This is a genomic window from Sorangium sp. So ce119 (genome assembly GCF_051524405.1).
GTDB lineage: Bacteria > Myxococcota_A > Polyangia > Polyangiales > Polyangiaceae > Sorangium > Sorangium cellulosum_G.
In genome coordinates this window covers 2,592,804-2,615,399 of sequence record NZ_CP150310.1, presented here as the reverse complement: position 1 = coordinate 2,615,399, position 22,596 = coordinate 2,592,804, and the positions used below count along the sequence as shown (strand labels likewise).

The 22,596-nt window shown below is 73.3% G+C and carries 12 protein-coding genes; 4 read left to right on the top strand and 8 right to left on the bottom strand.

The genetic code is table 11. From position 1 onward, the window contains the following. Positions 1-35: 35 nt before the first annotated feature. From WME76_RS10050 to WME76_RS10025, 6 genes are read right to left on the bottom strand one after another with little or no spacing between them, the layout of a single operon-like run. Positions 36-872, bottom strand: coding sequence for an ABC transporter ATP-binding protein (locus WME76_RS10050; RefSeq protein ID WP_437959936.1), 837 nt, complete (start codon positions 870-872; stop codon positions 36-38). Then, positions 869-1,792 carry an ABC transporter permease gene (locus WME76_RS10045; protein WP_437959935.1) on the bottom strand — a complete coding sequence of 308 codons (924 nt, stop codon included), beginning with the start codon at positions 1,790-1,792 and terminating at the stop codon, positions 869-871. The genes WME76_RS10050 and WME76_RS10045 overlap by 4 nt, the downstream gene beginning before the upstream one ends. Beyond that, a complete protein-coding gene (locus WME76_RS10040) occupies positions 1,789-3,219 on the bottom strand; it encodes an ABC transporter substrate-binding protein (RefSeq protein WP_437959934.1) in 1,431 nt (476 codons plus the stop codon). Before WME76_RS10040 ends, WME76_RS10045 begins: the two co-directional genes overlap by 4 nt. 4 nt (positions 3,220-3,223) lie before the next feature. Further along, entirely contained in the window at positions 3,224-4,207 is a 984-nt protein-coding gene (locus WME76_RS10035) for a HEAT repeat domain-containing protein (protein ID WP_437959933.1), read from the bottom strand. Positions 4,208-4,226: 19 nt separating this feature from the next. Then, entirely contained in the window at positions 4,227-4,511 is a 285-nt protein-coding gene (locus WME76_RS10030; protein WP_433935921.1) for a 4Fe-4S dicluster domain-containing protein, read from the bottom strand. Positions 4,512-4,530: 19 nt separating this feature from the next. Next, complete coding sequence (locus WME76_RS10025) at positions 4,531-6,264, bottom strand: fumarate reductase/succinate dehydrogenase flavoprotein subunit (protein ID WP_437959932.1); 1,734 nt, start codon at positions 6,262-6,264, stop codon at positions 4,531-4,533. A 562-nt stretch (positions 6,265-6,826) separates the two neighbouring features. Here WME76_RS10025 and WME76_RS10020 point away from each other — a divergent pair. The 3 genes from WME76_RS10020 (at position 6,827) to WME76_RS10010 (ending at position 14,114) form a co-directional block, all read left to right on the top strand. Further along, a complete protein-coding gene (locus WME76_RS10020) occupies positions 6,827-11,281 on the top strand; it encodes a serine/threonine-protein kinase (RefSeq protein WP_437959931.1) in 4,455 nt (1,484 codons plus the stop codon). Continuing rightward, the gene (locus WME76_RS10015) at positions 11,278-12,564 is read left to right on the top strand and encodes a patatin-like phospholipase family protein (protein WP_437290591.1); all 1,287 of its coding nucleotides are present in this window, start codon (positions 11,278-11,280) and stop codon (positions 12,562-12,564) included. The genes WME76_RS10020 and WME76_RS10015 overlap by 4 nt, the downstream gene beginning before the upstream one ends. Positions 12,565-12,971: 407 nt before the next feature. After that, positions 12,972-14,114 (top strand): ABC transporter substrate-binding protein, encoded by a 1,143-nt coding sequence (locus WME76_RS10010; RefSeq protein WP_437959930.1) that lies wholly within the window; start codon positions 12,972-12,974, stop codon positions 14,112-14,114. 171 nt (positions 14,115-14,285) lie between these two features. Here the strand turns inward: WME76_RS10010 and WME76_RS10005 are convergent, their stop codons facing one another. Then, positions 14,286-16,487, bottom strand: a complete 2,202-nt coding sequence (locus WME76_RS10005; protein ID WP_437959929.1) for a PilZ domain-containing protein — start codon at positions 16,485-16,487, stop codon at positions 14,286-14,288. Positions 16,488-16,817: 330 nt separating this feature from the next. On the opposite strand from WME76_RS10005, the gene WME76_RS10000 reads away from it, so the two are divergent. Then, a complete protein-coding gene (locus WME76_RS10000; protein ID WP_437959928.1) occupies positions 16,818-17,180 on the top strand; it encodes a hypothetical protein in 363 nt (120 codons plus the stop codon). A gap of 102 nt (positions 17,181-17,282) precedes the next feature. On the opposite strand, the gene WME76_RS09995 is transcribed toward WME76_RS10000, so the two are convergent. Further along, complete coding sequence (locus WME76_RS09995; protein WP_437959927.1) at positions 17,283-22,436, bottom strand: AAA family ATPase; 5,154 nt, start codon at positions 22,434-22,436, stop codon at positions 17,283-17,285. Between the last annotated feature and the right edge of the window lie 160 nt (positions 22,437-22,596).

Genomic DNA, 22,596 nt, shown 5'->3' with positions numbered 1-22,596 from the left:
TCTCGGCTCGGTAGTAAGGAAAAGCGCATGGAACATCAAGCGGATACGCGATCCCGCTCACGCGCCGCGGGCGTCGTGGTGATCGCGCGCTCATCGCTCAGCGCCTCGAGGCACCGCCGCTTGATCGCGGCGAACTCGCTCGAGCCCACGATCGCGGCGCTCCGCGGCCTCCCGAACGGCACCGCGATCTCGGCGCCGACGCGGCAGGGGCGGCGGGTCATGAGGGCGATGCGGTCGGACAGGAAGATGGCCTCGTCGATGTCGTGCGTGACGAACAGCACCGTGGTGCGCACCTGGCGGAACACGTCGAGGAGCAGCTCGTGCATCGAGAGCCTGGTCTGGGCGTCCAGCGCGCTGAACGGCTCGTCCATCAGCACGACCCGCGGCTCGTTGATCAGGACGCGCGCGATCTCGACCCGCTGCTGCATGCCGCCCGAGAGCTGCGACGGGTACGCGTCCTCGAACCCGGAGAGCCCCACGAGGTCGAGCAGGCGCCGGGACGCCTCCGCGCGCTCGCGGGCCGGGACGCCGCGCATCTTGAGGCCGAAGCCGACGTTGTTCAGCACCGTCTTCCAGGGGAGCAACGAGCACTGCTGGAACACCATGCCGCGCTCCGGCCCGGGCTCCTCGACCCGCTCGCCGCCGACGACGATGCTGCCGCGCTCCGGCGTCACGTACCCGGCGACGGCGTTCAGGATCGTCGACTTGCCGCACCCGGACGGGCCGAGCAGGCTCACGAGCTCGCCGCCCTCGACGGTCAGATCGAGATCCCGCACCGCCTCGACGCGGCGGGGGCCCGCCCCGAGGGCGACGGACAGGCCGCGGATCTCCACGGTACCCCCGGGGATCCCGGGGCGCGCTGCGGGCGTCATCGTGCGTTCTCCTCGGGTCGGTGCCAGGGGGTGAGCCAGACGCCGGCCCGCTTGACCAGCGCGCTGCTCAGCATGCCGAGGAGGCCGATGAGCAGCATGCCGAGGACGATGTCCGGGTAGCGCTGCAGGTTGTAGGACTCCCAGGTGAAGTAGCCGATGCCGTACTGGCCGCCGATCATCTCGGCGGTCACGAGGCAGAACCAGGACGTGCCCATGCCGATGCTCATCCCGGTGATGATGCTGGGCAGCGCGCCCGGCAGGACGACCTCGAGGAAGAGGCGGAACGGGCGCGCGCCGAGGCTGCGGGAGCTCGCGATGAGCCGCGGGTCGAGGGCGCCCACGCCGTGGATCGTCGCGAGCAGGATCGGGAACAGCGCGCCGATGTACGTGATGAAGATCATGCTCAGCTCGGCCGACGGGAACATCAGGATCGCGAGCGGGAGCCAGGCGACGCCGGGGATGGGGCGCAGGACCTCGAGCGGCGGCAGGAGGGTGTCCTCGGCGAGCCGCGACCTGCCGATGACGAGCCCGAGCGCGACGCCCGTGACGCCCGCGGCCGCGAAGCCGGCGAGCACGCGGAGCACGCTGCTCCAGAGGTGCAGCCAGAGCTTCGGCGAGCCGAGGAGGTCCCGCGCCGCGACGAGGATCTCGGTCGGCGCGGGCACGTTGGTGAACGTGACGACGCCGAGATCCGCGCGCGACGCGGACGCCCACTGCCAGAGGGCGACGCACGCGGCCACGGACAGGGCGCGCAGCCACGCGCGGCGCAGGTGGAGCCGCGGGCGCTTCGCCTGCTGGAGCGCGCCCGCCGCCGCCGGAGGCGCGCTCCGCGGGGCCGCGGTCCCCCGGGGCGGCGCGAAGCCCGCGCGGCCGCCGAGGCCCACCCGGGGCGGCGCTGTGTGCTCGGAGATCATCGTCACGGCGCCACCGCCGTGAGCTTCGCGGCCTCGCCCCGCAAGGTCGCGAAGTCGACGACCGCCGCGGCGTTCTCGGCGGCCCACCGCGCGGCGTCCTCCTTCGCCAGGAACGCGGAGACGCTCCCGTCGGGGCGCCGCGCGTACCACGCGCGATCGGCCAGGAGCTTCACCCCGCTCTCGCGATCGTGGACGAAGACGACGCGGATCTCCTTGCCCTCGGCCGTGAGCTGCGCGAGCGCGGCGAGCGCGGAGGCCGGGCTCCGGTACGCGCGCACCTTCGGCTCGCCCGCGACCCAGATCTGCGCGGCGAGCGTCGGCTCGGCGATCGGCTCGCCGGACGCGGCGTCGCCGCCGGTCAGCGGGAGCTTCGCGTAGCTCGCGAGCCGCGCCTCGTAGTCGAGCCCGAGCTCCTCGGCCGCGCGCCGGATGAAGCGGTCGTCGACGAACTGGCCCACGTCGAGGGTCGTGTCCGTGCGCTTGAGCAGCGTGAGCGTGTCCACGGCGACCTGGAGGGCGCGGCGGACCTCGGGCTTGATCGTGAAGTCGCGCGTCTGGATGCCGAGCGGGCCGTGGAACATGTAGGCGACCTCCGCGTCCACGCCGGTCACCTTCTCGATGAGCTCGCTGTGCTTCTCGGGCTCCTCCGCGAACAGGCGGTCCGCCTCGAGCGCCGCCTTGAGGAACGCCACGACGATCTCCGGGTGCTTCTCGGCGTAGGCCGCGCGCACGAGCACGCCGTGCGCGGTCGGCACCTTCACGCTGGATCCGTCGTAGATCTTCCGGGCGAAGCCGCGGAACGGGAACAGCTCCGCGAAGGGGACGAAGTCGGCGTGCGCGTCGATCTTCCCCGCCTTGAGCGAGGAGCCGCCGACCTCGGGCGACTGCGAGACGAGCGTGACGTCCCTGTCCGGATCCCAGCCGAGATCGCGGATCGCCCGGAGCAGCATGCCGTGCGCGGACGAGCCGAACGGGACGGAGATCTGCTTGCCCTTGAGGTCCTTCAGGCCCTGCGCCGGCGAGTCGATCGGCACGACCACGCCGTTGCCGCTGCCCAGCGCGCTGCCGGAGAGCGTGGCGATGTAGAGGCTGCGGCTGCCCTGCTTCTGGTGCGCCACGCCGTTCAGCACGCCGGGGAAATCGGCCATCGCGCCGATGTCGAGCTTCTCGGCCACCATCTCGGTCGTCAGCGGCGGCCCGGAGGTGAAGTCCTTCCACTCGATCTCGTAGGTGACGTCCTTGTATTTGCCGTCCCTCGGCAGGTGCTTCTCGAGCAGCTTGAGCTCCCGGATCAGGAGCCCGCCGGTCGCGCAGTTGATGGTCGTGTCCTGCGTCCCGATGGCGATGCGGATCGTCTGCTTCGCGTCCGGCTTGCACGACAGGCCGACGAGGACCGCCGCGAGGAGCAGGAGCGCGCGAATACCGTGGATCATCGATTCAGTCCCTCGCGAAGGTCTCATGTCGTCCGGCGACCGCCCGGATGGCGTCGAGCGCGCGGGTCGCCGCCTTGCGCACCTCGACGTCGGTGTCGCCGAGCAGCCGGTGCAGCGGCGCCTCGGCGACCGCCGCCTTGAGCTCGCCGAGCGCCTGGGCGGCGGCGCGGCGGAGATCCGGGAGGTCGCTCCCGAGCAGCCGGACCAGGTCCGGCACGGCCGGCGCGGCCCGGAGCCGCCCGAGCGCGAGCGCCGACTCCTTCCGGACCTGCCAGGCGCCGTCGTCGAGCGCGCTCCTGAGGTGCGGCACGGCGAGGCCGTGCCCCGAGCGGCCGAGCACGATGGCGGCCTCGACGCGGACCCGCCAGTCGGGGTCCGAGAGCAGCGCGATGAAATCCTGGACGAGCGCGGGGGCGCCGGCCGGATCGAGCGCGTCGATCGCGCCGACGGCGACCTGCCGCACCTGCGCGTCGGGATCCCGCAGGCGCGCCCGGAGCGCGGGCGCCGCCTCGGGCCGCCGCAGGTAGGCCAGGGTGAGGACCGCCTCGCGCCGCACCTCGGGCGCGGGGTCCTCGAGCGCGCCCTCGAGGGGCGCGAGCGCCCGCGGATCGCGGAGCTCGCGGAGCGCCACGATGACCGAGACCCGCGCGAACGGCGGCCCATGACGCATTGCGTCAATCAGGTGGGTGGCGGCGTCGGCCCCGCGGAACTCGCGGAGCGCCGCGGCGGCCGCCTCGCGCACGTGGGTCTCCTCGTCCTCGAGCGCCCTGATGACGGCCGGCACCGCGCGGGGGTCGCCGAGGTCCTCGAGGTGCCCGAGCGCGAGGGCGCGCACGGTGGGGTCCTCGTCGCGGACGGCCTCGATGAGCGGGCGCACGATCTCCGGATCCGAGAGGTCCTCGAGCTGGGTCAGCGCGAGCTGGCGCGCGCCGGGGTCGGGATCGCGCAGGACGCTCTCCAGCTCCTGCGCAAGGGACGGATGGGTCATGTCGTCTCCGGCTCCGTCATCAACGAATGAGAAAGGGGATCTTCACGGTGATGGCCTCTTTGGGGCAATCGATCTCGCACGCGAGGCAATACCAGCACTCGTCGTAGGCCATGTGCGCCTTGCCCGTCTCCGGGTTCACGGCGATGCAGTCGACAGGGCACGAGTCGATGCAGATGCGGCAGCCCTTGATGCAGGACGCCTCGTCGACCACGACCGGCAGATCGAACCGGACGACGGCCTCGGCGTTGCCCGCGGTCCGCGCGCGCTGGGCCTTGACGGACTCTCTGTTGGGAAGGTGACCCATGGATTGACCTCTCGGCGCGTCAGAGCGACGCGCGCTGCTCCTCGGCGGGGATGCGCAGCTGCTGGTATGTCTTGCGCTCGCCGTCGTCGATCGGGAAGAGATAGGGCTCCACCGGGCGCTTGAATGCGACCATCTCGCCGCCCTCGTCCTTCTTCAGGTTCACGTGCGCGAACCAGCGGCGATCGTCCATCTCGGGGAAGTCGAGCCGATAGTGGTAGAGGCCCCAGCGGCTCTCGGTCCTGAACAGCGAGGCGCGCGCGGCCATCTCCGCGCAGTCGCGGATGAAATGGCACTCCATCACCCGCATGAGCTCGTGCGGGCTCGCGGCGGTGACCTCCTCGAGCTCGTCCTTCGCCCGCAGGAAGTACTCGAGCCCGAGCGTCATCCGGTTGCCGGTCTTGGGCGGCTGGAGGTAATCGTTCACGAGGCGACGCACCTTGTATTCGTACTGGTGAGGCGCCACCCCGCTCTTGCGGGACAGCGGGGCGAGGATGCGCTCTCGCTCGGCGTCGACCGCGGAGGCGAGCGGCTCGATCGCGGGCGTGCGATCGAGGTAATCGAGCGCGTTCTGGGCGCAGATCTTCCCGTAGGTGAGCGCGCCGAGCAGGTAGTTGTGCGGCACGCACGCCATGTCGCCGGCGGCGTAGAGCCCGGGCACGGTGGTCTCGCCCCTCTCGTTGACCCACACCCCCGACGCGCTGTGCCCGCTGCACAGGCCGATCTCGGAGATGTGCATCTCGACGAGATCGTTCGCGTAGCTGTGCCCCCTCCCCTCGTGGAAGCGCCCGCGGCTCGGGCGCTCCGTCTGGTGGAGGACCCGCTCGACCTCGGTGATCGTCTCCTGCGCGAGGTGGGTGAGCTTCAGGTACACAGGGCCGTTCGCGGAGTGGAGCTCCCGGTAGAACTCGAGCATCATCTGCCCGCTCCAGTAATCGCTCTCGATGAAGCGGTGCCCCTTCGCGTTGACCGTGTGTCCGCCGAGCGGGCCGGTCACGTAGGCGCACGCCGGACCGTTGTAGTCCTTGATCAGCGGGTTGATCTGGAAGCACTCGATGCCGGTGAGCTCGGCGCCCGCGTGGTACGCCATCGAGTAGCCGTCTCCGGCGTTCGAGGGGTTCTCGTACGTCCCGTGGAGATAGCCTGACGCCGGCAGCCCGAGCCGCCCGGAGGCGCCGCAGCAGAGGATCACCGCCCGCGCCTTGATCACCTCGATGTGGCCCTCCCGCGTGTCGAAGCCCATCACCCCGGCGACCTGCCCGTCCGACACGAGGATCCGCGTCGCCATGACGCGGTTGACGACGCGCACCCCGGCGCGCTTGACCATGCGGGTGAGGATCTTCTTGAGATCGTAGCCCTCCGGCATCGGGAGCACGTAGCTCCCGTTGTGGTGGACCTTCTTGACGTCGAAATCGCCCGAGCGCGTCTTCTGGAACTTCACGCCCCACGAGTCGAGCTCCTGGATCATCGCGAAGCTGTTCCGCGCATATTCGTAGATGGCGCGCTGGTTCACGATGCCATCGTTGGCCACCGTGATCTCCTTCACGTACTGCTCCGGCGTCGAGTGACCGGGGATGATCGCGTTGTTCAGGCCATCCATGCCGATCGCGATCGCGCCGCTCCGCTTGATATGCGCCTTCTCGAGGAGGACGACCCTCCCCCGAGGCAACCGCTGTTGCGCCTCCACCGCCGCGGTGGAGCCTGCGCTGCCGCCGCCCACGACGACGACGTCCGCCTCTGTCACGCGAATGTCCATTACGAGTCCTCTTGTTTTTCAGGCGCGCGCGCACGCAAGCACGCACGCGACCCCACCACCGAAGGTGCCAGTGGCCCAGGGTCGGACGCCCGGCGTCTCACATCACAGACGCGGCATCCGTTTTAACAGACGACAGCTTTCCCGGCAATCGGTTTTGTCTCCCGGGCAGCAGTCGGTGCCTCTCGGGCAGCAGCGGGTGTCTCTGGGGCAGCAGCCCGCGGCGCTCGGCGGCGGCAGCAGGCAGGCGTTTGCACGTCTGCAAGCGCCGCGCCGGGGCGCCTTGCAAGCGAAAACTCAGGGCCGGTGGTGGACGGCGGCGCGACCGTGGCGGCGCGGCGCCCAGACAGGCTCACCCCCGGTGCGGATCCCCGACCCGCCCAGAAAGATTCGCCTTTCCACCATGGTTGTCTCCCCGAAGACGCGGGCGGGACGCTACCATGCGGGTGAACCCGTAGTCCTCCCACGGATCGGGGGACCGCGCGCGGTCCTTCACCTCCTCGGTCACCCTGATCCACCGCGCCCGGCGCCTCCCAGCCGCGGCGCCCGCGCGCCGCTTCGCTGCATGGCCAAGCCCCCGTCCCAGCTCGCCGACCTAGAGATCCAGCGCCGCCTCGGCGCTGGCGGCATGGCGGAGGTCTTCCTCGCCAAGAAGCGCGGCGCCGAGGGGACGTACAAGCTCCTCGTCGTCAAGCGGATCCTCCCCGCGCACGGGTCGTCGCGGCGCTTCCGCGCGATGTTCGTCGAGGAGGCGCACCTCGCGACGCGCCTGAACCACCCGAACATCGTCCAGGTCTACGAGTTCTCCGACCACGGCGAGGACGGGCTGCTCCTCTCGATGGAGTACGTCGAGGGCTTCGACCTCGGCAAGCTGATGCGGGCCGCCCAGCAGAAGGAGTCGCGGATCCCGCCGCTCGTGTCGGCGTTCATCATGTCCGAGGCGGCCAAGGGGCTGCACTACGCCCACGAGCGCAAGGACGAGGGCGGCATGCCGCTCGCGATCGTCCACCGCGACGTCTCGCCGCAGAACATCCTGATCTCGTTCGAGGGGGTCGTGAAGATCGCCGACTTCGGCATCGCCAGCGCGAACCTCTTCCGCGAGGAGCCCGGCGTGCTGAAGGGCAAGTTCGGGTACATGTCGCCCGAGCAGGCGCGCGGCGAGCGCGTCGACCGGCGGAGCGACATCTACGCGCTCGGCGTCGTGCTCTACGAGCTGCTCGCCATGCGCTCGCCGTACGGCAAGCTCGACGACGAGGCGCTGCTCCAGGCCGTCAAGGAGGGCCTCTTCGAGCCCCCGTCCGCGCACGCGCCCGACATCCCCGCGGAGCTCGAGGCGATCGTGATGCGCGCCATGGCGGGCGCGCCCGAGGACCGCTTCCAGACGGCGCGCGACCTCGCGGGGGCGATCGCGCGCGTGCTGCTCGCGAAGCAGGAGCTCGTCGACAACGCCTCGGTCGAGCAGACCGTGGGCCACCTGCTCGGCCGCGAGCGCGAGCAGGAGGCGCGCGCGCACGCCGCCGGGGGCGCCAAGGAAGAGGAGCAGGACGCGGGCTCCGAGGCGCAGCCGCAGACGCTCGCGGCGGTGCCGGCCGCGCGCACGGGCGGCGACGTCGAGGGCACCGGCGCGCCGCGCGTCGTGCGCGAGGTGCGCCACGTGGCCGTGGTGACGATGCGCATCGAGGGCGTCGACGCGCTGCTCGGGGCGCAGGGGCGGCTCGCGGGCAGGCGCAGCGGGCGCTCGATCCGCACGACGCTCGACGCGATCGCCTTCAAGCACGGGGCGATCTGGTCGTGGGAGTCGCACGCGAGCGCGCGCGCCGTTGTCGGCCTGCTCGCCAACCCGTCGCGCGCCGCGGCCGACGCCGCGTCGCTCGCGGTCGACGTGCACGAGGCGCTCGCGGGCGCGTCGGAGGACCTGCCCGTCGAGCTGCGCGCCGCGATCGGCATCGTCCGCGGCATCGCGTACGGCGAGCGCGACGAGCAGGGGCACCTCATCAACCACGCGCTCAAGGAGCCCGCGAACTTCCTCGCCGAGCGCCTCGGCAGCCGCACCCCGTTCGGCAAGACGTGGGTCGCGGGCGGCGTCTACCGCCTCGTCCGGCGCGACTTCCGCTGGGGCGACGCGCCGTCGCTCGACCTCGACGACGCGCAGGCCTACCCGGTCCCGCACCAGATGCGGCTCTACGCGCTGCAGCGCCCGCTGACGCGCGAGGAGCGCATGGCCGAGATCGCGCTCTCGCCGAACGATCTCGTGGGGCGCGACGCCGAGCGCGCCGACCTGCACGCGGCCTACCACAAGGCGGTCTCGCCGCCCGTGAAGGCGCTCAGTGAGCCCACGCAGCCCCCGCCGCGCTTCGGCGAGAGCGACCCGCCGCCGAGCATGTCGGGCAAGCCGCCCAGCCCGCTGGGCGGCGCGCTCCGCGGCACGTCGGTGGCGCGCGTCATCGTCGGCGAGATGGGCATCGGCAAGAGCGCGCTCATCTCGACGTTCCTCTCGGAGCTGCCGGGCGAGGCGCGCGTGCTGCACGTCGAGTGCTCGCCGGTGAAGAGCGAGCTGCCGCTCGCCACGGTGTGCGACGTGCTCCGCGACGTGACCGGGATGGGGCTCGACCACGCGATCGACGACGCGGCGCACGTCATCCGCGCGCTGCTCGGGCCGATCGCGCGCTCGCCGCTCGGGGCGCGCCTCGTCACGCGCCTCGCCGAGCTCGTCACGGGCAAGCAGGTCGAGCACCCCGAGGAGGACGCGACCGCCTACGGCCGCGACATGGTGGCGCGCGGGGTGAAGTACCTGCTCGGCTCGCTGGCGCGCCACCAGCCGCTCGTCGTGGTCATCGACGGCCTCCAGTGGGCCGATCGGCCGAGCCTGGAGCTCATCTCGGAGCTCTTGAAGCAGCGCTCGGAGCGGCTCCCGGTCCTCGTCCTGCTCCTCACCCGCCCCGAGGAGCGCGTGACCCCGTTCATCGAGGGGCTCGTGCGGATCGAGCTCCGCGGGCTCAGCGCCGAGGAGCAGATGCGCCTCGTGGAGGCCCGCCTCGGCGTGCGCGAGGGCGTGGCCGCCGTCTGCGGCGAGCTCGTGCCCCGCGTCGCCGGCAACCCGTTCTTCCTGCTCGAGATGGTCGACGCGCTGCTGGAGCGGGGCACGCTCGAGATCGTCGAGCACCCGGGCGGGCGGCACGAGCTCGTCCGCCACGACCGGACCGGCGACCGCGGCGAGCCGCTCCCGTCGACGCTGGAGCAGCTCATCGGCGACCGCCTGCGCGAGCTGCCGCCCGCGGAGCACGACGTCGTGAACTGGCTCGCGGTCGCCGGGGGCCCGCTGCTCAAGGACGACATCCTGAACCTGACCCGGCTCGCGGACGACGAGGCGGTGACGCGCCTCTGCGCGCGCGGCCTGTGCGATCGCCGCGCCGGGGCGGTGGACTTCCGGCACCCGCTCGTGCGCGACGTCGCCTACCTCGCGCTCGACAGCTCGAGCCGCGTGCGCATGCACCGGCGGCTCGGCGAGCACCTGTCGACGACGCCGCTGGCGCAGGGGCTCTCGGCCGCGATCGTGGCGCAGCACCTCGCGCGCGGCGAGGCGCCCGGGCCGGCGGCCGAGCTCTACCTCGACGCGGCGCGGGCCGCGCGCGCGGGGCACCAGGCGCAGCTCTCGCGCCGGTACTACGAGCGGGCGCTGTCGCTGCTGCCGACCGGCGACACCCGCCGGATGATCGCGCACGAGGCGCTGGAGGCGATCTTCCGCCACCTCGGCCGCCGCCGCGAGCGGCGCAAGCACCTCGCGTCGCTGCGCCAGCTCGCGAAGGAGAGCGGGCAGGCGCGCTGGGCGGCGCTCGCGCTCGTGCGCACGGCGCGGCTCGACCTCGACGACGGCCACCTCGCGCGCGGCCTGCCGGTGGCCCAGCGCGCCGCCGAGATCGCGCGCATCGCGCGCCGCCCCGCGCTCGAGGTCGAGGCGCTGACGATCCTGTCCGAGGTGCTGCGCGAGCTCGGCGACGTCCAGGGCGCCATCAGCGCGGCCGACCGGGCGCTGCGCGTGACGCACACGGGCGGGCTGACGCCGCGGGCGCGCGCGGAGGTGCTGCGCACGAAGGGGGTGCTGCTGCGCCGGGTCGGCCGCGTGCAGGAGGCGGTGGAGGCCTACGCCGAGGCGATCGCGGTGTTCCGCGCGGTGGGGGCGCGGCGCAGCGAGGCGCGCGCGAAGAACTCGCTCGCGGTGGCGATGTTCGTGCTGGAGCGCTTCGAGGACGCGATCGCGGTCGGGCTCTCGTCGATCTCCATCGATCTCGCGATCGGGGGGCGGTTCCAGATCGCGAAGACGCTGAGCAACATCGGCCACGCGTATGCAAAGCTCGGCGATCTGCAGCGTAGCCTCGCGTACATGAAGCGGGCGCGGGAGGCGCACGAGCGCTATGACGACCAGGATGCGCGGGCCGACACGCTCCTCTGCTCGGCGGGGATCCTGCTCGAGGCGGGCGACGTCGACGCCGCGCACGCGCTCTGCGCCGACGCGAGCGCGCTCATCGCGATGACCGGCAGCGTCTATGACATGATCCACGAGCGCAACGTGCGCGGCCTGCTCGCGAGGGCGCGCGGGGACATCCAGGGGGCGCTCGCGAACGCGTCCGAGGCGCGGCAGCTCGCCGAGTCGCAGGGGCTGATGAGCTACCACGCCCACGCGACGGCGATCGAGGCGGCGTCCCGGGTGGACGCGGGCGAGGTGCACACCGGGGTGCTGCTCGCGCGGACGGCGCTCGGCGCGGTCGAGGCGAGCAGCTCCGAGTACGGCATCGAGGTGCGCGACCTCTGCTGCGCGGCGCTGCAGAAGGGGGCGCCGGCGAGCGCGGGGGACGCCTACCACCGCGCCGGGATGCACGTGCGCCAGGTGGCGGGCTACATCCGCGACGCGCGGCTCCGGGCGCTGTTCCTGGAGCGCACCGTGGTGCGGCGCATCCTCGCCGCGGAGGCCGAGGGTCCGGCGGCGGGGCACGACCCGCTCCGCCGCGGGGAGATGGCATGACGGGTACCGGCGGAAGGACAGGGACGAAGCCGCGGCGCAAGGTCGCGGTGATCCTCTCGGGCGGCGGGGCGCGGGGCGCCTACGAGGTCGGCGTGCTGTCGTACGTGCTCGACGCGTTCGCCCGCCTCCGCGGGGCGCCGCCGCGCATCGACATCCTGTGCGGGACGTCGGTCGGCGCGGTGAACGCGTGCTACCTCGCGGCGCACCTCGACGACGCGACGCTGGGCATCCGGCGGCTCGTGAACCTCTGGACGCAGCTCAAGCTGGAGACGGTGCTCGGCTTCGGGGTGCGGCAGGCGATCTCGCTGCCGAAGCTCCTGTTCGGCGGCGGGTCGCAGGGCGTGGGGCTGTTCGACGTCTCGCCGATGCAGCGGCTCGTCGAGCGGGAGATCCCGTGGCGGGCGATCGCGCGCACGCTGCGCCACGGGTACCTGTCGGCGGTGAGCGTGTCCGCGACGGAGATCGGGACGGGGCGCACGGTGATCTTCATGCAGACGGGCCCGGACGGCGCGCTGCCGACGACGGCGCCGCCGCGCACGATCATCCGGGGCGCGCTGATCGGCCCGCCGCACGCGCTCGCGTCGGCGGCGATCCCGATCCTGTTCCCGCCGGTGCGCATCGGGCGCGATCTGTACATGGACGGCGGCGTGCGGCAGAACACGCCGATCGCGCCGGCGCTGCGGCTCGGGGCGACGCACGTGCTGGCGATCGGGCTGTCGCGGGAGGTGCGGAGCATCGACGCGGGCGACAGCGGCAAGCCGCCGGGGATGGCGCTGGTGCTCGGCAAGGTGCTGAACGCGTTCCTGCTCGACCACATCCAGACCGATTTCGAGGTGCTGACGCGGGTGAACCACATGATCGAGGACGGCGAGCGGGCGTTCGGCCCGGATTTCCTGCCCTCGATCAACGCGGCCGCGGCGCAGCGCGGGGCGCTGCCGTACCGGCGCGTGGAGACGCTGGTGGTGCGGCCGAGCGTGGATCTCGGGCGCCTGGCGGCGGAGCACGTGAAGGCGGGCAAGGTGCAGGGCGGGCCGGCGATGATGCGGCGGCTCCTGTCGCTGGTCGACGTGGGGGCGGAGAACGACGCGGATCTCGCGAGCTACCTCCTGTTCGACGGGTCGTTCACGCGGAAGCTCATCGAGCTCGGGCGGGCGGACGCGGAGGCGCGGCGGCACGACGTCGCGGATTTCTTCGGGAGCGCGGCGGAGGAGGCGGAGCCCACGCTGTCGGACAGCGCGGAGTGGTCGATTCCGCCGCCGGTGGGGCCGGGGGGATCCATCTAGAGCGGCCCGGCCCTCGGAGGGGGTGTTCGTCGCGCGGTGTGGGGCCCCGCCGAACTCGCCTGGAGCCTTGTCCCTCCGGCAGAGCCGGAGGAACAAGGCTCCAGGCTCAGACATCGGCCCATCCCCACACCGCGCGACGAACACCCCCTCCGAGGGCCTACGGCCTCGCGGCCCCCTCGGAGAGGCCGCGGTCCCGTGTGACAGGGCTGCTGCGGGAGCAACAGCGGGGGCGATGAGCTGCTCGGATCGGTGCAGCGCTGCGACGGAAGGAGCGCTGGAGCCGAGCGCCGGCGCGCGATGCGAGGAGGGATTCCGGAGCGCAGGGCGGCGGCACATGGGTTGCTGTCACGGCCGCCGGCACGGCGCGGCGCCGGCTCCTCCATCCCTCGAACGAGACGAGAACCATCATGCCGACACGAGCGACTCGTGGTGAGACGGCCCCTCTCCAGGGCTCCCCGGAGGCGCCGGCGCGCGGGCGTTCCGCGCCGGGCGCGCTGACGCTCCTCTCGGCGCTCCTCGCCCTCATCGCAGGCGCCTGCAGCAAGGCCGAACCCGCGCGGGCGTGGCACGACGGCCGCGAGATCGAGACGCTGGAGCTCCGGTATCAGGGCTCGCCGGGAGCGGTGTCGCCGCCCGAGCTGGCGGAGGACCTCGGGTACCTCGCGCCCATCCGCCTGGTGCACGTGGGGGACGTGCTCGGCGGCCCGCAGAGCATCCAGGCCGTCGTCACCGGCGACACGGATTTCGGGAGCGCGTTCAACGGCGCCATCATCAAGCTGATCGCCGCCAAGGCGCCCCTCCGCTCGGTCCTCGGCTCGTACGGCGTGAACGAGCAGTTCTGGAGCGGGTTCTACGTGCTCGACGACAGCCCGATCCGCGGGGCGCAGGACCTCATCGGCAAGAAGATCTCCATGAACACGCTCGGCGCCCACAGCGAGTTCATGACGAAGGAATACCTCTTCCGCAGCGGGCTCGGCGCGGAGGCGCGGCAGGTCACCCTGGTCGTCATCCCGCCGGTCAACGGCGAACAGGCGCTCCGACAGAAGCAGGTCGAGGTCGCCATCCTCGGGAACGTCTACCGCGACCGGGCCCTCGAGCGCGGCGGCATCCGGGCGATCGCCACCGATCATGAGCTGTTCGGCGCGTTCACCGCCGGGAGCTACGTCATGAGCACGAGGTTCATCGAGGCGCACCCGAACGCCACGCGCAAGTTCGTCGAGGCCACGGCGAAGGCGATCGCCTGGACGCAGAGCACGCCGCGGGAGGAGGTCCTCGCGCGCTTCGCCTCGATCCTCCGCAAGCGGAACCGCAATGAGGACGACAGCATCCTCAAGTACTGGCGCAGCTACGGCGTCGCAGGAAAGGGCGGCGTGCTGGACGACAGGGACTTTCAGATCTGGATCGACTGGCTGATCCGAGACGGAGAGCTGCGCCCGGGTCAGGTGAACGCCCGCGACCTGTACACGAACGACCTCAACCCCTACGCCCCCGGCAAGCCGACCGACGGACAGCCTCACGATCGAGGCCCGACGCCCGCGGCCACGCCTTGATGTGGCGGCCTCGCTCCTGACAGGCACGATCCCGAGCACGCGAGCATCGGGCGCCACGGGCGCGCGCCGTGACGCAAACGACACAGCCGCGAGGCGTTCCTTCGAACGCTCCGCGGCTGGATAGCGAGCGATGCTCCGAGCGGCGCTGCGCGAGCGCCTAGCGCGTCGCCCTCAGCGCGCCTTGTCCTTCTTGTCGCTCCCCTTGTCGCCCTTCTTCTTCTTGTCGTCGTCCTTCTTGGACTTCGACTTGGACGCGACCTTCTTCGGCTCGTCGCGGCCCAGCGAGATCTCCAGTCGATCGCCGCGCGCCTTCGCCTTGTAGGCGGGCACGCCGTCCTTGAACTGCAGGGTGATCTCCGCGCCGTGCGGCGTGTTGACCACGCGCACCGACGCGATGCGCTTGTCCTTGCGGGCGAGGCCGCTGCCCGAGGACAGCGCGCGCCGATCGGGGAGCGACACCGTGAAGCCCATCGCGCCGGCGGCGCCGTTCAGGTCGTCGATGGGGCCGTCCATCTTCAGCTTGAGCACGACGGGGTTCCTCACGGTCCCCTGGCCCCACTCGCGCGGGCTCTCCTGCTCGTCGTCGTCCGCCTCCGCGTCATCGTCGTCGCCGGGACCGCCAGGGACCGCCGCGGCCTGCTGCGCGAGCGGGTCGCCGGCCAGCGCGCTCGGATCGGCCGGCGGCGTCGGCGGCACCGGCTCGGTCGTCGACAGCGGCGTCGCGCCGAACAGCGGGACGTTCGCGGTCAGCACGCCGCCCGGCGCGGCCGCCGGCGCGGCGGCCGCCGGCAGGGCAGGCGCGCCCGACGACGCCGGCAGCGCCGGCGCGCCCTCGGCGGACGCAGGGGCCCCGGCGGTCGGCGCGTCGCCGCCGCCCAGGCCGCCGATCAGGCGCGCCGCGCCGAACACCACGAGCACCGCCGCCAGCCCAAGGAAGCTCCCGACCGCGGCGGCCTTCTTGTTGAAGCGCGGCGGCTCCGACGCCTCGCTCCCCGCCTCCTCGGCCTCCTCGCGCACCACCCGGCGCCTGCCGGTCTTCAGCGCGCCGGCCGGCGGCGGCGCCGTCTTGCGGCGCGGGCCGTCCTTCGTCGACCCGTCCTCCTCGCCCGCCGCGCGCGCCTCGCGCCGCGCCTTGATCCTCGCCACCATGCCGGCCATCGCCGTGGCCGCGCGCGCCCCGGCGCCGGCGAGCGCGGGCGCGATCTTGCCCGCCACCGCCCTGCCCGCCCTGGCGGCCTTGTCGCCGACGTCGCGCAGCCGGCTCGGCTCCGCGCCGGACGTCGGCGCCGCGCCCGCCTCCTCCGAGGCGTCCGCCGCGGAGGCCGGCGCCGCGTCCTGCGAGGGCGGCGCCGCGTCCGCCGCGCGCGCCTCGCTCGCCGAGGGCGCCGGCGAGATGTCGCCGTCGTGATCGTCGTCGCCCGCCGCGCCGCCGCCCGCGCCCGCCTGCACGCGCTCGCCCTTGTCGCGCGAAGGCGCTGGCGCCGACGACGGCCGCGCCTGGGCGCGCTCGCCCTGCGGCGGCGCCGAGGACGGCCGGGCCTCGGCGCGCTCGCCCTTGTCGCGCGAAGGCGCTGGCGCCGACGACGCCCGCGCGGGCGCGCCCTCGCCCTGCGGCGGCACCGACGCCGACGGCGCCCGCGCGGGCGCGCCGGCCTCGAGCGCCGCGGGCCTCGCCGGGGGCAGGCTCTCCGACGACGCCCGCGGCCGCGACGCCCTGGCGGCGCGGGGGGCCTCGTAGCGCAGCGTGACGACGAGCTGCGGCACGCTCGTCGCCGGGTCGACCTCGACCTTCACGTGGTCGATGTACGCCTCGCGGCGCGTGCCCTGCTCGACCTCCTCCAGCTCGAGGGAGCGGCCCACCTTGAGGAACTCCAGGTTCGATCCGACCTCGAGGTCGTCGGGGCCGCCGGCGCGCACGCGCGCCTTCATGGGCGAGCCCAGGCCGTCGATGTGGAGCCGCACGCGCGCGCCCCGCTGCGCCGTCTCCATCGCGGCCGGCGCCGCGACGGCGGTGAGCGTCGGCGCGGCGCCCGCGTCCATCGACGAGCACATCGCGCGCACGGCCTCCTCGGCCTCGGCGTCGAGGCCGGTGAAACGGAGGCCGAACTCGCCGCCGCGGGCCTGCTCGGCGCGCCAGCAGACCTCGCCCTCGACGACCAGCTCCTTGCCGAGCCCGTCGAACCGGCAGATCAGCGCGTCTCCGACCCGCGGCAGGTAGGCCGTCCGCAGGCGCATCCCCTCCGGGGACATGTCGATCGACTCGGCCTCGAAGCCGCCGCCCGACGTCTCGCCGACCGCGACGAGCGCCTCGATGCGGACCCGCTGCCCGGCGCCGGCGCGCCGCTCCGCTCCGGACTCGCGATCTCTCTCCAAGGATTCCGGCGCCTTGCGAACGCCATCTCCCTCTGCGCCTCGAACGTTCATACGCCCATTCCTCCGCCTTGGCCGCGAAGCCGCGTCCGCGATCGCGGGACCTCCGCGGTGCAGAGGGCCCACTGGCCGTCAGTACGGCTCAAGTCCCGCGCTGGCCAAATTTGGAGCGCGCGGCGGGGGCGACGGCGCGCGGCGCGGCACGGCGAACCACGCGGCGGCGACGAGGCGCGGCGAGGCGCGGCGAGACACCCGGCGACACGCGGGCGCGGCGTGGATCGACCGCTCGCTTCGCCTGGCGCGCCAGGGGGCAAACGTGGGAAGCTTTCGGGGATGGGCAAGGACGAGCCGCCGCAGAAACACGACACGCCCGCGCCGGCCGCGACCCAGGACGTCGTCTTCATCCACAGCCCCGTCGAGCAGGGAGAGGGCTTCCGGGTCATCCGGAGCCGCGAGGACCGGATCGAGATCGGCGAGTTGCGGCCCACCGAGCACGGGCGCCCGCTGACCGGAGAGCTCGTGAAGCTGACGCAGCGCTCCGAGCACGCCCGGCTCTTCGACGTGGAGGTGCTCCTCCCGGCGCAGCGCGGGTCCGAGGCGGCGCGCTCGGGCCCCGCGCAGGTCGCGACCGACACCTACCGCTCCAACTGGGAAGCGATCTTCGGCCCGCGCGAGGAAAACAAGCTCGCCAACTGAACCGCTCTCGTCGACGGCCGACGGCCGCCGCGCTGGCGAGCCGCGACGCCGCGACGCCGCGCTGGCGAGCCGCGACGCGTCGCACCGCAAGCCGAGCCGCGCTCAGCGCGGCTTGTCGCGGGATGCCGCGCCCGTCAGCCGCGGCGCCTCGCCGGTTCTCCGGATCGCGTAGGCGATCCCGCGCTGGAGCGTCCCCTGGACGACGGTCCCGCCGAGATCGATCCCGAGGCCGACCAGCGTCTGCGAGACGCGGGGGCCGATCCCGGTGATCACCGCCTCGGCGCCGAGCAGGCGCAGCGCCGTCGCGGTGCGCAGGAGCGTCGCGGCGACGCCGCTGTCCACGCCCCGCACGCCCGTGATGTCCAGGATGACGACCCGGGCCCCCGTCTCCGAGACGCCGCGGAGCGCCGCGGCGAGCGCCTCGTCCGCGCGCTGCGCGTCCACGGTCCCGATGAGCGGCATGACCATGATCCGGTCGGTGATCGGGATGAGCGGCGTCGACAGCTCCGCGAGCCGCTCGCGCTGCATGCGGATGAGGTCCTCCTGCAGGCCGGCGCGCTCCTGCTCGGCGCGCGCCCGCTCGGCGAGCTCCTCCTCGAGCTGCGCCTTCGCCGAGGAGAGCTCCGCGGTGCGGGCGGCGACGGCCGCCTCGAGCGCGTCGTTGGCGCGGCGGAGCTCGTCGCTCGCCGCCTGGACGCGCGCGTAGAGCAGCGCGTTCTTCACGGCGATGGCGGCCTGCGCGGCGACGAGCTCGAGCACGTCGAGGCGGGCGGGCGAGAACACGTCGGGCGCGGCGTTGTTCTCCAGGTAGAGGATGCCCGAGACCTCCCCCTGGCTCACCATGGGCAGCGCGAGCACCGAGCGCGGCGTGCGCGCCGCGACGTAGGGGTCGCCATCGAGCCGCGCGTCCTGCGCGGCGTCCGCCACGACGACGGCGCCCCCGGTGCTCATCGCGAGCTCGATCACCCGGGCTGCCGCGGCGCCGCTCTCGCGCACGGGCGTGGACGGGCCGACGCGCACCTCGCCGTCGTCCTCGACGACGGCCTCCACGCGCGGCCCGCCCTCGTGGTCCAGGATCAGCGCGCCCCGCTGGGCGCCGACGCTCTCGATGGCGAGCCGGAGCAGCCGCGTCATCACGCGGCCGAGATCGATCTCGCGCGCCACCGCCTGCGCGGCGCGGATCAGCGCCGCCGCGTCGAGCAGCGCCACGCGCCGCGCGACCATCTCGGTCGTCGACGAGGCGACCGAGGTCAGGTTCGACAGGACGCTCGCGGACGCGGGCTGGCCCGCCGCCGCGCGGGGGAGCAGCTCGACGTACGCCTCCTCCATCTGCCGCAGCTTGGCTGTGGCGCCCCAGCGCGCGTAGGCCTGGTAGGCCTCGACGAGGCACGACCGCGCGAGCGACGGCATGCGCCTCGCGGCGAGGAACCTGCCGCAGAGCTCGCTGACGAGCGCGCGGTAGCGCACGTACCCCGCCCGCTCCGCCGCGTCGCTCGCCTGCTGGTAGAGCTCGAGGATCGGCTCCAGCGCCTCCCCGGCGACGCGCGCGCGCTCCGCCCGGACGAGCAGCTCCAGGTGCCGGAGCTCGGGGCAGTCCCGCGCGAGGACGGCGAGCTTGTCGTGGCTCGACGCGAGCAGCTCGGCCAGCGCGCCGCCCTCCTCCTCGCTCGCCCGAGGGCCGAGCGCGAGGATGGTGAGGCAGGTGTAGAGCGGCAGATCGACGATGCCGATGTACTGGCCCGTCAGGGCGCGGGCCCGCTCGTGCGCGCGGCGCGCCATCCGGAGCGCGCCCTCGTGATCGCCGTAGAGGTACGCGAGCGCGAGCTTGTTCGTGTAGTAGAAGCCGGCGACGATCGAGAAGCCCACCGCCCCGAGCTTCGGCACGAGGGCGTCCTCGTCGAAGCCGGCGTCGCTCAGCGTGCCGCGGTCCCGCGTGCTCCCCTCGAGGTTCTGGATCACCTGCCGCGCGACGGTCTGGACCGCCGTCGACAGCGCGTCCTTCGTGCGGGAGGTGAAGCGCAGGAACCCGCCGACGTCCTCGCGCACGCGCCGGAGCTCGCCTTCCAGGCTGAGCTTCATCTGGGCGAGGATGTTGGAGGACGCCGACGCGAACATGAAGTCGCCGGTCTCCATCCCGGCGACCCGCGCCCGCTGGAGGACCTCGAGCGCCTCGCGCTGCGGCCTCGAGTGGTTCATGACGACCCCGTAGTTGAAGTCGAGCTTCGCCCGGATGGCGTCGACCCGGTACCTGTCGTTCAGGGCGACGCCCATCCGCACGATCCTGTAGCCCTCGTGCGGCTGGCCCCAGAACGCGGCCAGGTAAAAGCCGTGGTACGAGTACGCCACGCTGGCCATCGGCGAGCTCCCGTGCCGGAGCGACAGGTTCGTCATCCTGACGGCGAGGAGCTGGGCCAGCGGCGGGTTGAGGAAATACGCCGATGGCGAGCCGTAGCCGAGCATCTCCACCACGGCCCTGACGCGCGGATCGGCGAGCTCCGGGCCCGCGCCGACGTCCTCGCCCCGCCGGGCCGCGAAGCCGCGCTCGGCCTCGGCGAGCTCCGCGCGGAGCGCGGCGGCGAGCGCCTCGCCCTCGGTGGGCACCTCCATGCCCAAGAGGCGCAGGCCCTGGAGCGCCACCGCGAGCGAGTCCGCCCAGCGGTGCTGCGCGTTGTAGAGGACCATCCGCGTGCAGTAAACGCGCGCGCGCTGGACGTCCGAGGCGGCGCGCTCGAGGAGGGCGTCGAAGAGCGCCTCCGCCTCGTCGCAGCGGCCGCTCAGGTGCGCGCACTCGGCCTTCGCGGCATGGATGTCGAAGACGTCGAAGACGTCGGAGGCGAGGCCCGGCTCGCTGGCCCATGGATCCGGGCCGAGCGCGGACACCGCGGCGCTCAGGTAGCCGAACGCGGCGTCGTACGCGGTCGCCGCCTGCGCGCGCCGCCCCGCGGCCACGTTGAGCCGCACGAACTCGCCGCGCTCCGCCGCGCCCTCGATCAGGGCCGCCGCGACGCTCAGGTGGCCGACGACGACGAACAGCTCCTCGTCGCTCGGGTCCTCGCCGAGGCTCGCCGCGAGCAGCCGGCCGATGCGGTGGTGCAGCCGCTTCCGCTCCGGCTCGTCGATGAGCGCGTACGCCGCCTGCTGGACGCGATCGTGCAGGAACCGGTACGAGACGCGGAACGAGGGGTCCTCAAGCAGCCTGCCCGCGACCGCCGCGTCGCCGGCGTGGACGAAGCGGTACTCGGCGTCGAGGGGCACGACGAGGCCCTGCCGCAGGGCCTGCCAGAGGGCCGCGGCCACCTCGCCCGGGGGCTGCTCGGCGGCGAGCGCGAGCGTCCGGAGGTCGAAGCGGTGGCCCACGCAGGCGGCGAGCCGGAGGGCGCGCTGCGCGCCGGGCGCGAGCCGCCGTATCTTCGCGGCCATCAGCTCGACGACGCCCTCCGCGCCCTCCGCGCTCCGGGCGCGCTCGAGGCTCCACGCCCACGCCCCCGCGGCCGGATCGAAGCGCACGATCCCCTCGCCGGCGAGGGCGTGCAGGAGCTGGTGGATGAAGAACGGGTTGCCCGCGGTCCTCTCCAGGATCAGCGCCGCGAAGGCGTCCGTGTCCTCGAGGCGACAGCGCAGGGCGTCGGCGAGGAGCCGGCGGATGTCCTCGAGCTCGAGCGGCCCGAGCCACACCTCGGCGGCGGGCGCGCCAGCCGCCCGCAGGTCGCGGACGAGCCTCGCCAGCGGGTGGGCGTCGTCGACTTCCTGGTCGCGGTAGGCGCCGATCACGACCATCCGGCGGCCGTCGGGATCGGTCATCAGGAGCTCGAGGAGCTTCAGCGAGGCCGGGTCGGCCCACTGGAGGTCGTCGATGAAGAGCACGAGGAGGTGCTCCTCCGTGACGGCGCGGACGAAGGTCTGGAACGCCAGGCTGAAGCGGTTCTTCGACTCGTTCGGCCCAAGCGGCTGCGCGGCGGGCTGGGGTCCGACGACGCGCTCGAGCTCGGGGATCACGTCGACGACGACCTGCCCGATCGCGCCGAGCGCGGCGCTCAGCCGGGCCTTCCAGCGCGCCACGGACTCCTCGCCCTCCGACAGGATGCGCTCGCACAGCTCGCCGAACGCCTGCGCGATGGCCGCGTAGGGGGTGCGCTGCTTGAGCTGGCCGAACTTCCCCGAGACGAAGTACCCGGGCCGCCCCGCGAGCACCTTGTAGACCTCGCGGACCAGGGCGGACTTGCCGACGCCGGCGTGGCCGGAGATGAGGAACAGCTCGACGGCGCCGGCCGCCGCGCGCTCGCACGCGGCCACGACCGCCTGCGTCGCGGCCTCGCGCCCGTAGAGCTTCTCCGGCAGCCAGAGCCGGCCGCCCGCGTCGCGCTCGCCGAGCGGGAAAGGATCGACGCGGCCGTCGGCCTCGTACCTCCGGAGGCACTCCTCGAGATCGGCGCGCAGCGCCTCGGCGCACGGATACCGATCCTCGGCGGCCTTGGAGAGGAGCTTCATGACGAGATCGGAGACGACGCGCGGGATCTCGGCCGACGCGGCGTGCGGCGGCGTCGGCGTCCTGGCCAGGTGGCAGTGCACGAGCTCCATGGCGCTCGGCGCTGTGAACGGGGGAGCGCCCGTGAGCATCTCGTAGAGGGTGACGCCCAGGGAGTAGAGGTCCGTCCGGCAGTCGAGGCTGCGGTTCATCCAGCCCGTCTGCTCGGGTGACATGTACGCCAGGGTCCCCTCCGCGGCGCCCGGGTTCTCGGCCCTCGGCGCCTCCTGCGACAGGCGCGTCGCGATCCCGAAGTCGGAGAGCTTGACCACCAGCGGATCGAGGCGGACGAGGATGTTGTGCGGCTTGACGTCCTTGTGGATGATGCCCGCGTGGTGCAGCGACGCGAGGGCGTCCGCGACGTGGATGCCGATCCGCAGGGTCGTGGCCAGGCTGAGCCTCTCGCCCCGCAGGACGATGTCGAGCGACGCGCCGCCGAAGTCCTCCAGGACGAGCACGGGCCCCCCGTCGCTCTCGTCGACGTCGAGGACGCGGAGGACGCCTGGGTGCGCGATCTCGCGCGTGATCACCTGCTCGTGGCGGAGCCTCGCGATCGCGCGGGGCGACGCCCGCCCGGGGCTCGGCCCCTTCAGCACGACCGGCTGCCCGTCCGACGCGCGGCGCGCGCGGCGCACGGTGATCAGGGTCCCCTCGTGGAGGATGGCGTCCGCGGCGTAGCCCTGCAGCGGGCTCTCGGATCCGACGGACTCAACCGCGCCGGGTGTCGTCATGCCTACATGGTACAACCGATACGAAACCCCCCGTGACGGCGTTTGACGGCGCGTCGGGAGCCGCCGTGGCCGAAATCTGTAGTCTAGCGCACATCCCATCGATGTTCCGCTTTGTGCCCTGTCTCGAGCTCCTCCGGTGCTCGGGCGTGCCGAATCTTGA

Excerpts from the sequence above, each read along its gene's own strand:
- WME76_RS10030 (WP_433935921.1), bottom strand. The coding sequence starts at position 4,511 with ATGGGTCACCTTCCCAACAGAGAGTCCGTCAAGGCCCAGCGCGCGCGG.
- WME76_RS10035 (WP_437959933.1), bottom strand. The coding sequence starts at position 4,207 with ATGACCCATCCGTCCCTTGCGCAGGAGCTGGAGAGCGTCCTGCGCGAT.
- WME76_RS10010 (WP_437959930.1), top strand. The coding sequence starts at position 12,972 with ATGCCGACACGAGCGACTCGTGGTGAGACGGCCCCTCTCCAGGGCTCC.
- WME76_RS10020 (WP_437959931.1), top strand. The coding sequence starts at position 6,827 with ATGGCCAAGCCCCCGTCCCAGCTCGCCGACCTAGAGATCCAGCGCCGC.
- WME76_RS10000 (WP_437959928.1), top strand. The coding sequence starts at position 16,818 with ATGGGCAAGGACGAGCCGCCGCAGAAACACGACACGCCCGCGCCGGCC.
- WME76_RS10015 (WP_437290591.1), top strand. The coding sequence starts at position 11,278 with ATGACGGGTACCGGCGGAAGGACAGGGACGAAGCCGCGGCGCAAGGTC.
- WME76_RS10025 (WP_437959932.1), bottom strand. The coding sequence starts at position 6,264 with ATGGACATTCGCGTGACAGAGGCGGACGTCGTCGTCGTGGGCGGCGGC.
- WME76_RS10050 (WP_437959936.1), bottom strand. The coding sequence starts at position 872 with ATGACGCCCGCAGCGCGCCCCGGGATCCCCGGGGGTACCGTGGAGATC.
- WME76_RS09995 (WP_437959927.1), bottom strand. The coding sequence starts at position 22,436 with ATGACGACACCCGGCGCGGTTGAGTCCGTCGGATCCGAGAGCCCGCTG.
- WME76_RS10040 (WP_437959934.1), bottom strand. The coding sequence starts at position 3,219 with ATGATCCACGGTATTCGCGCGCTCCTGCTCCTCGCGGCGGTCCTCGTC.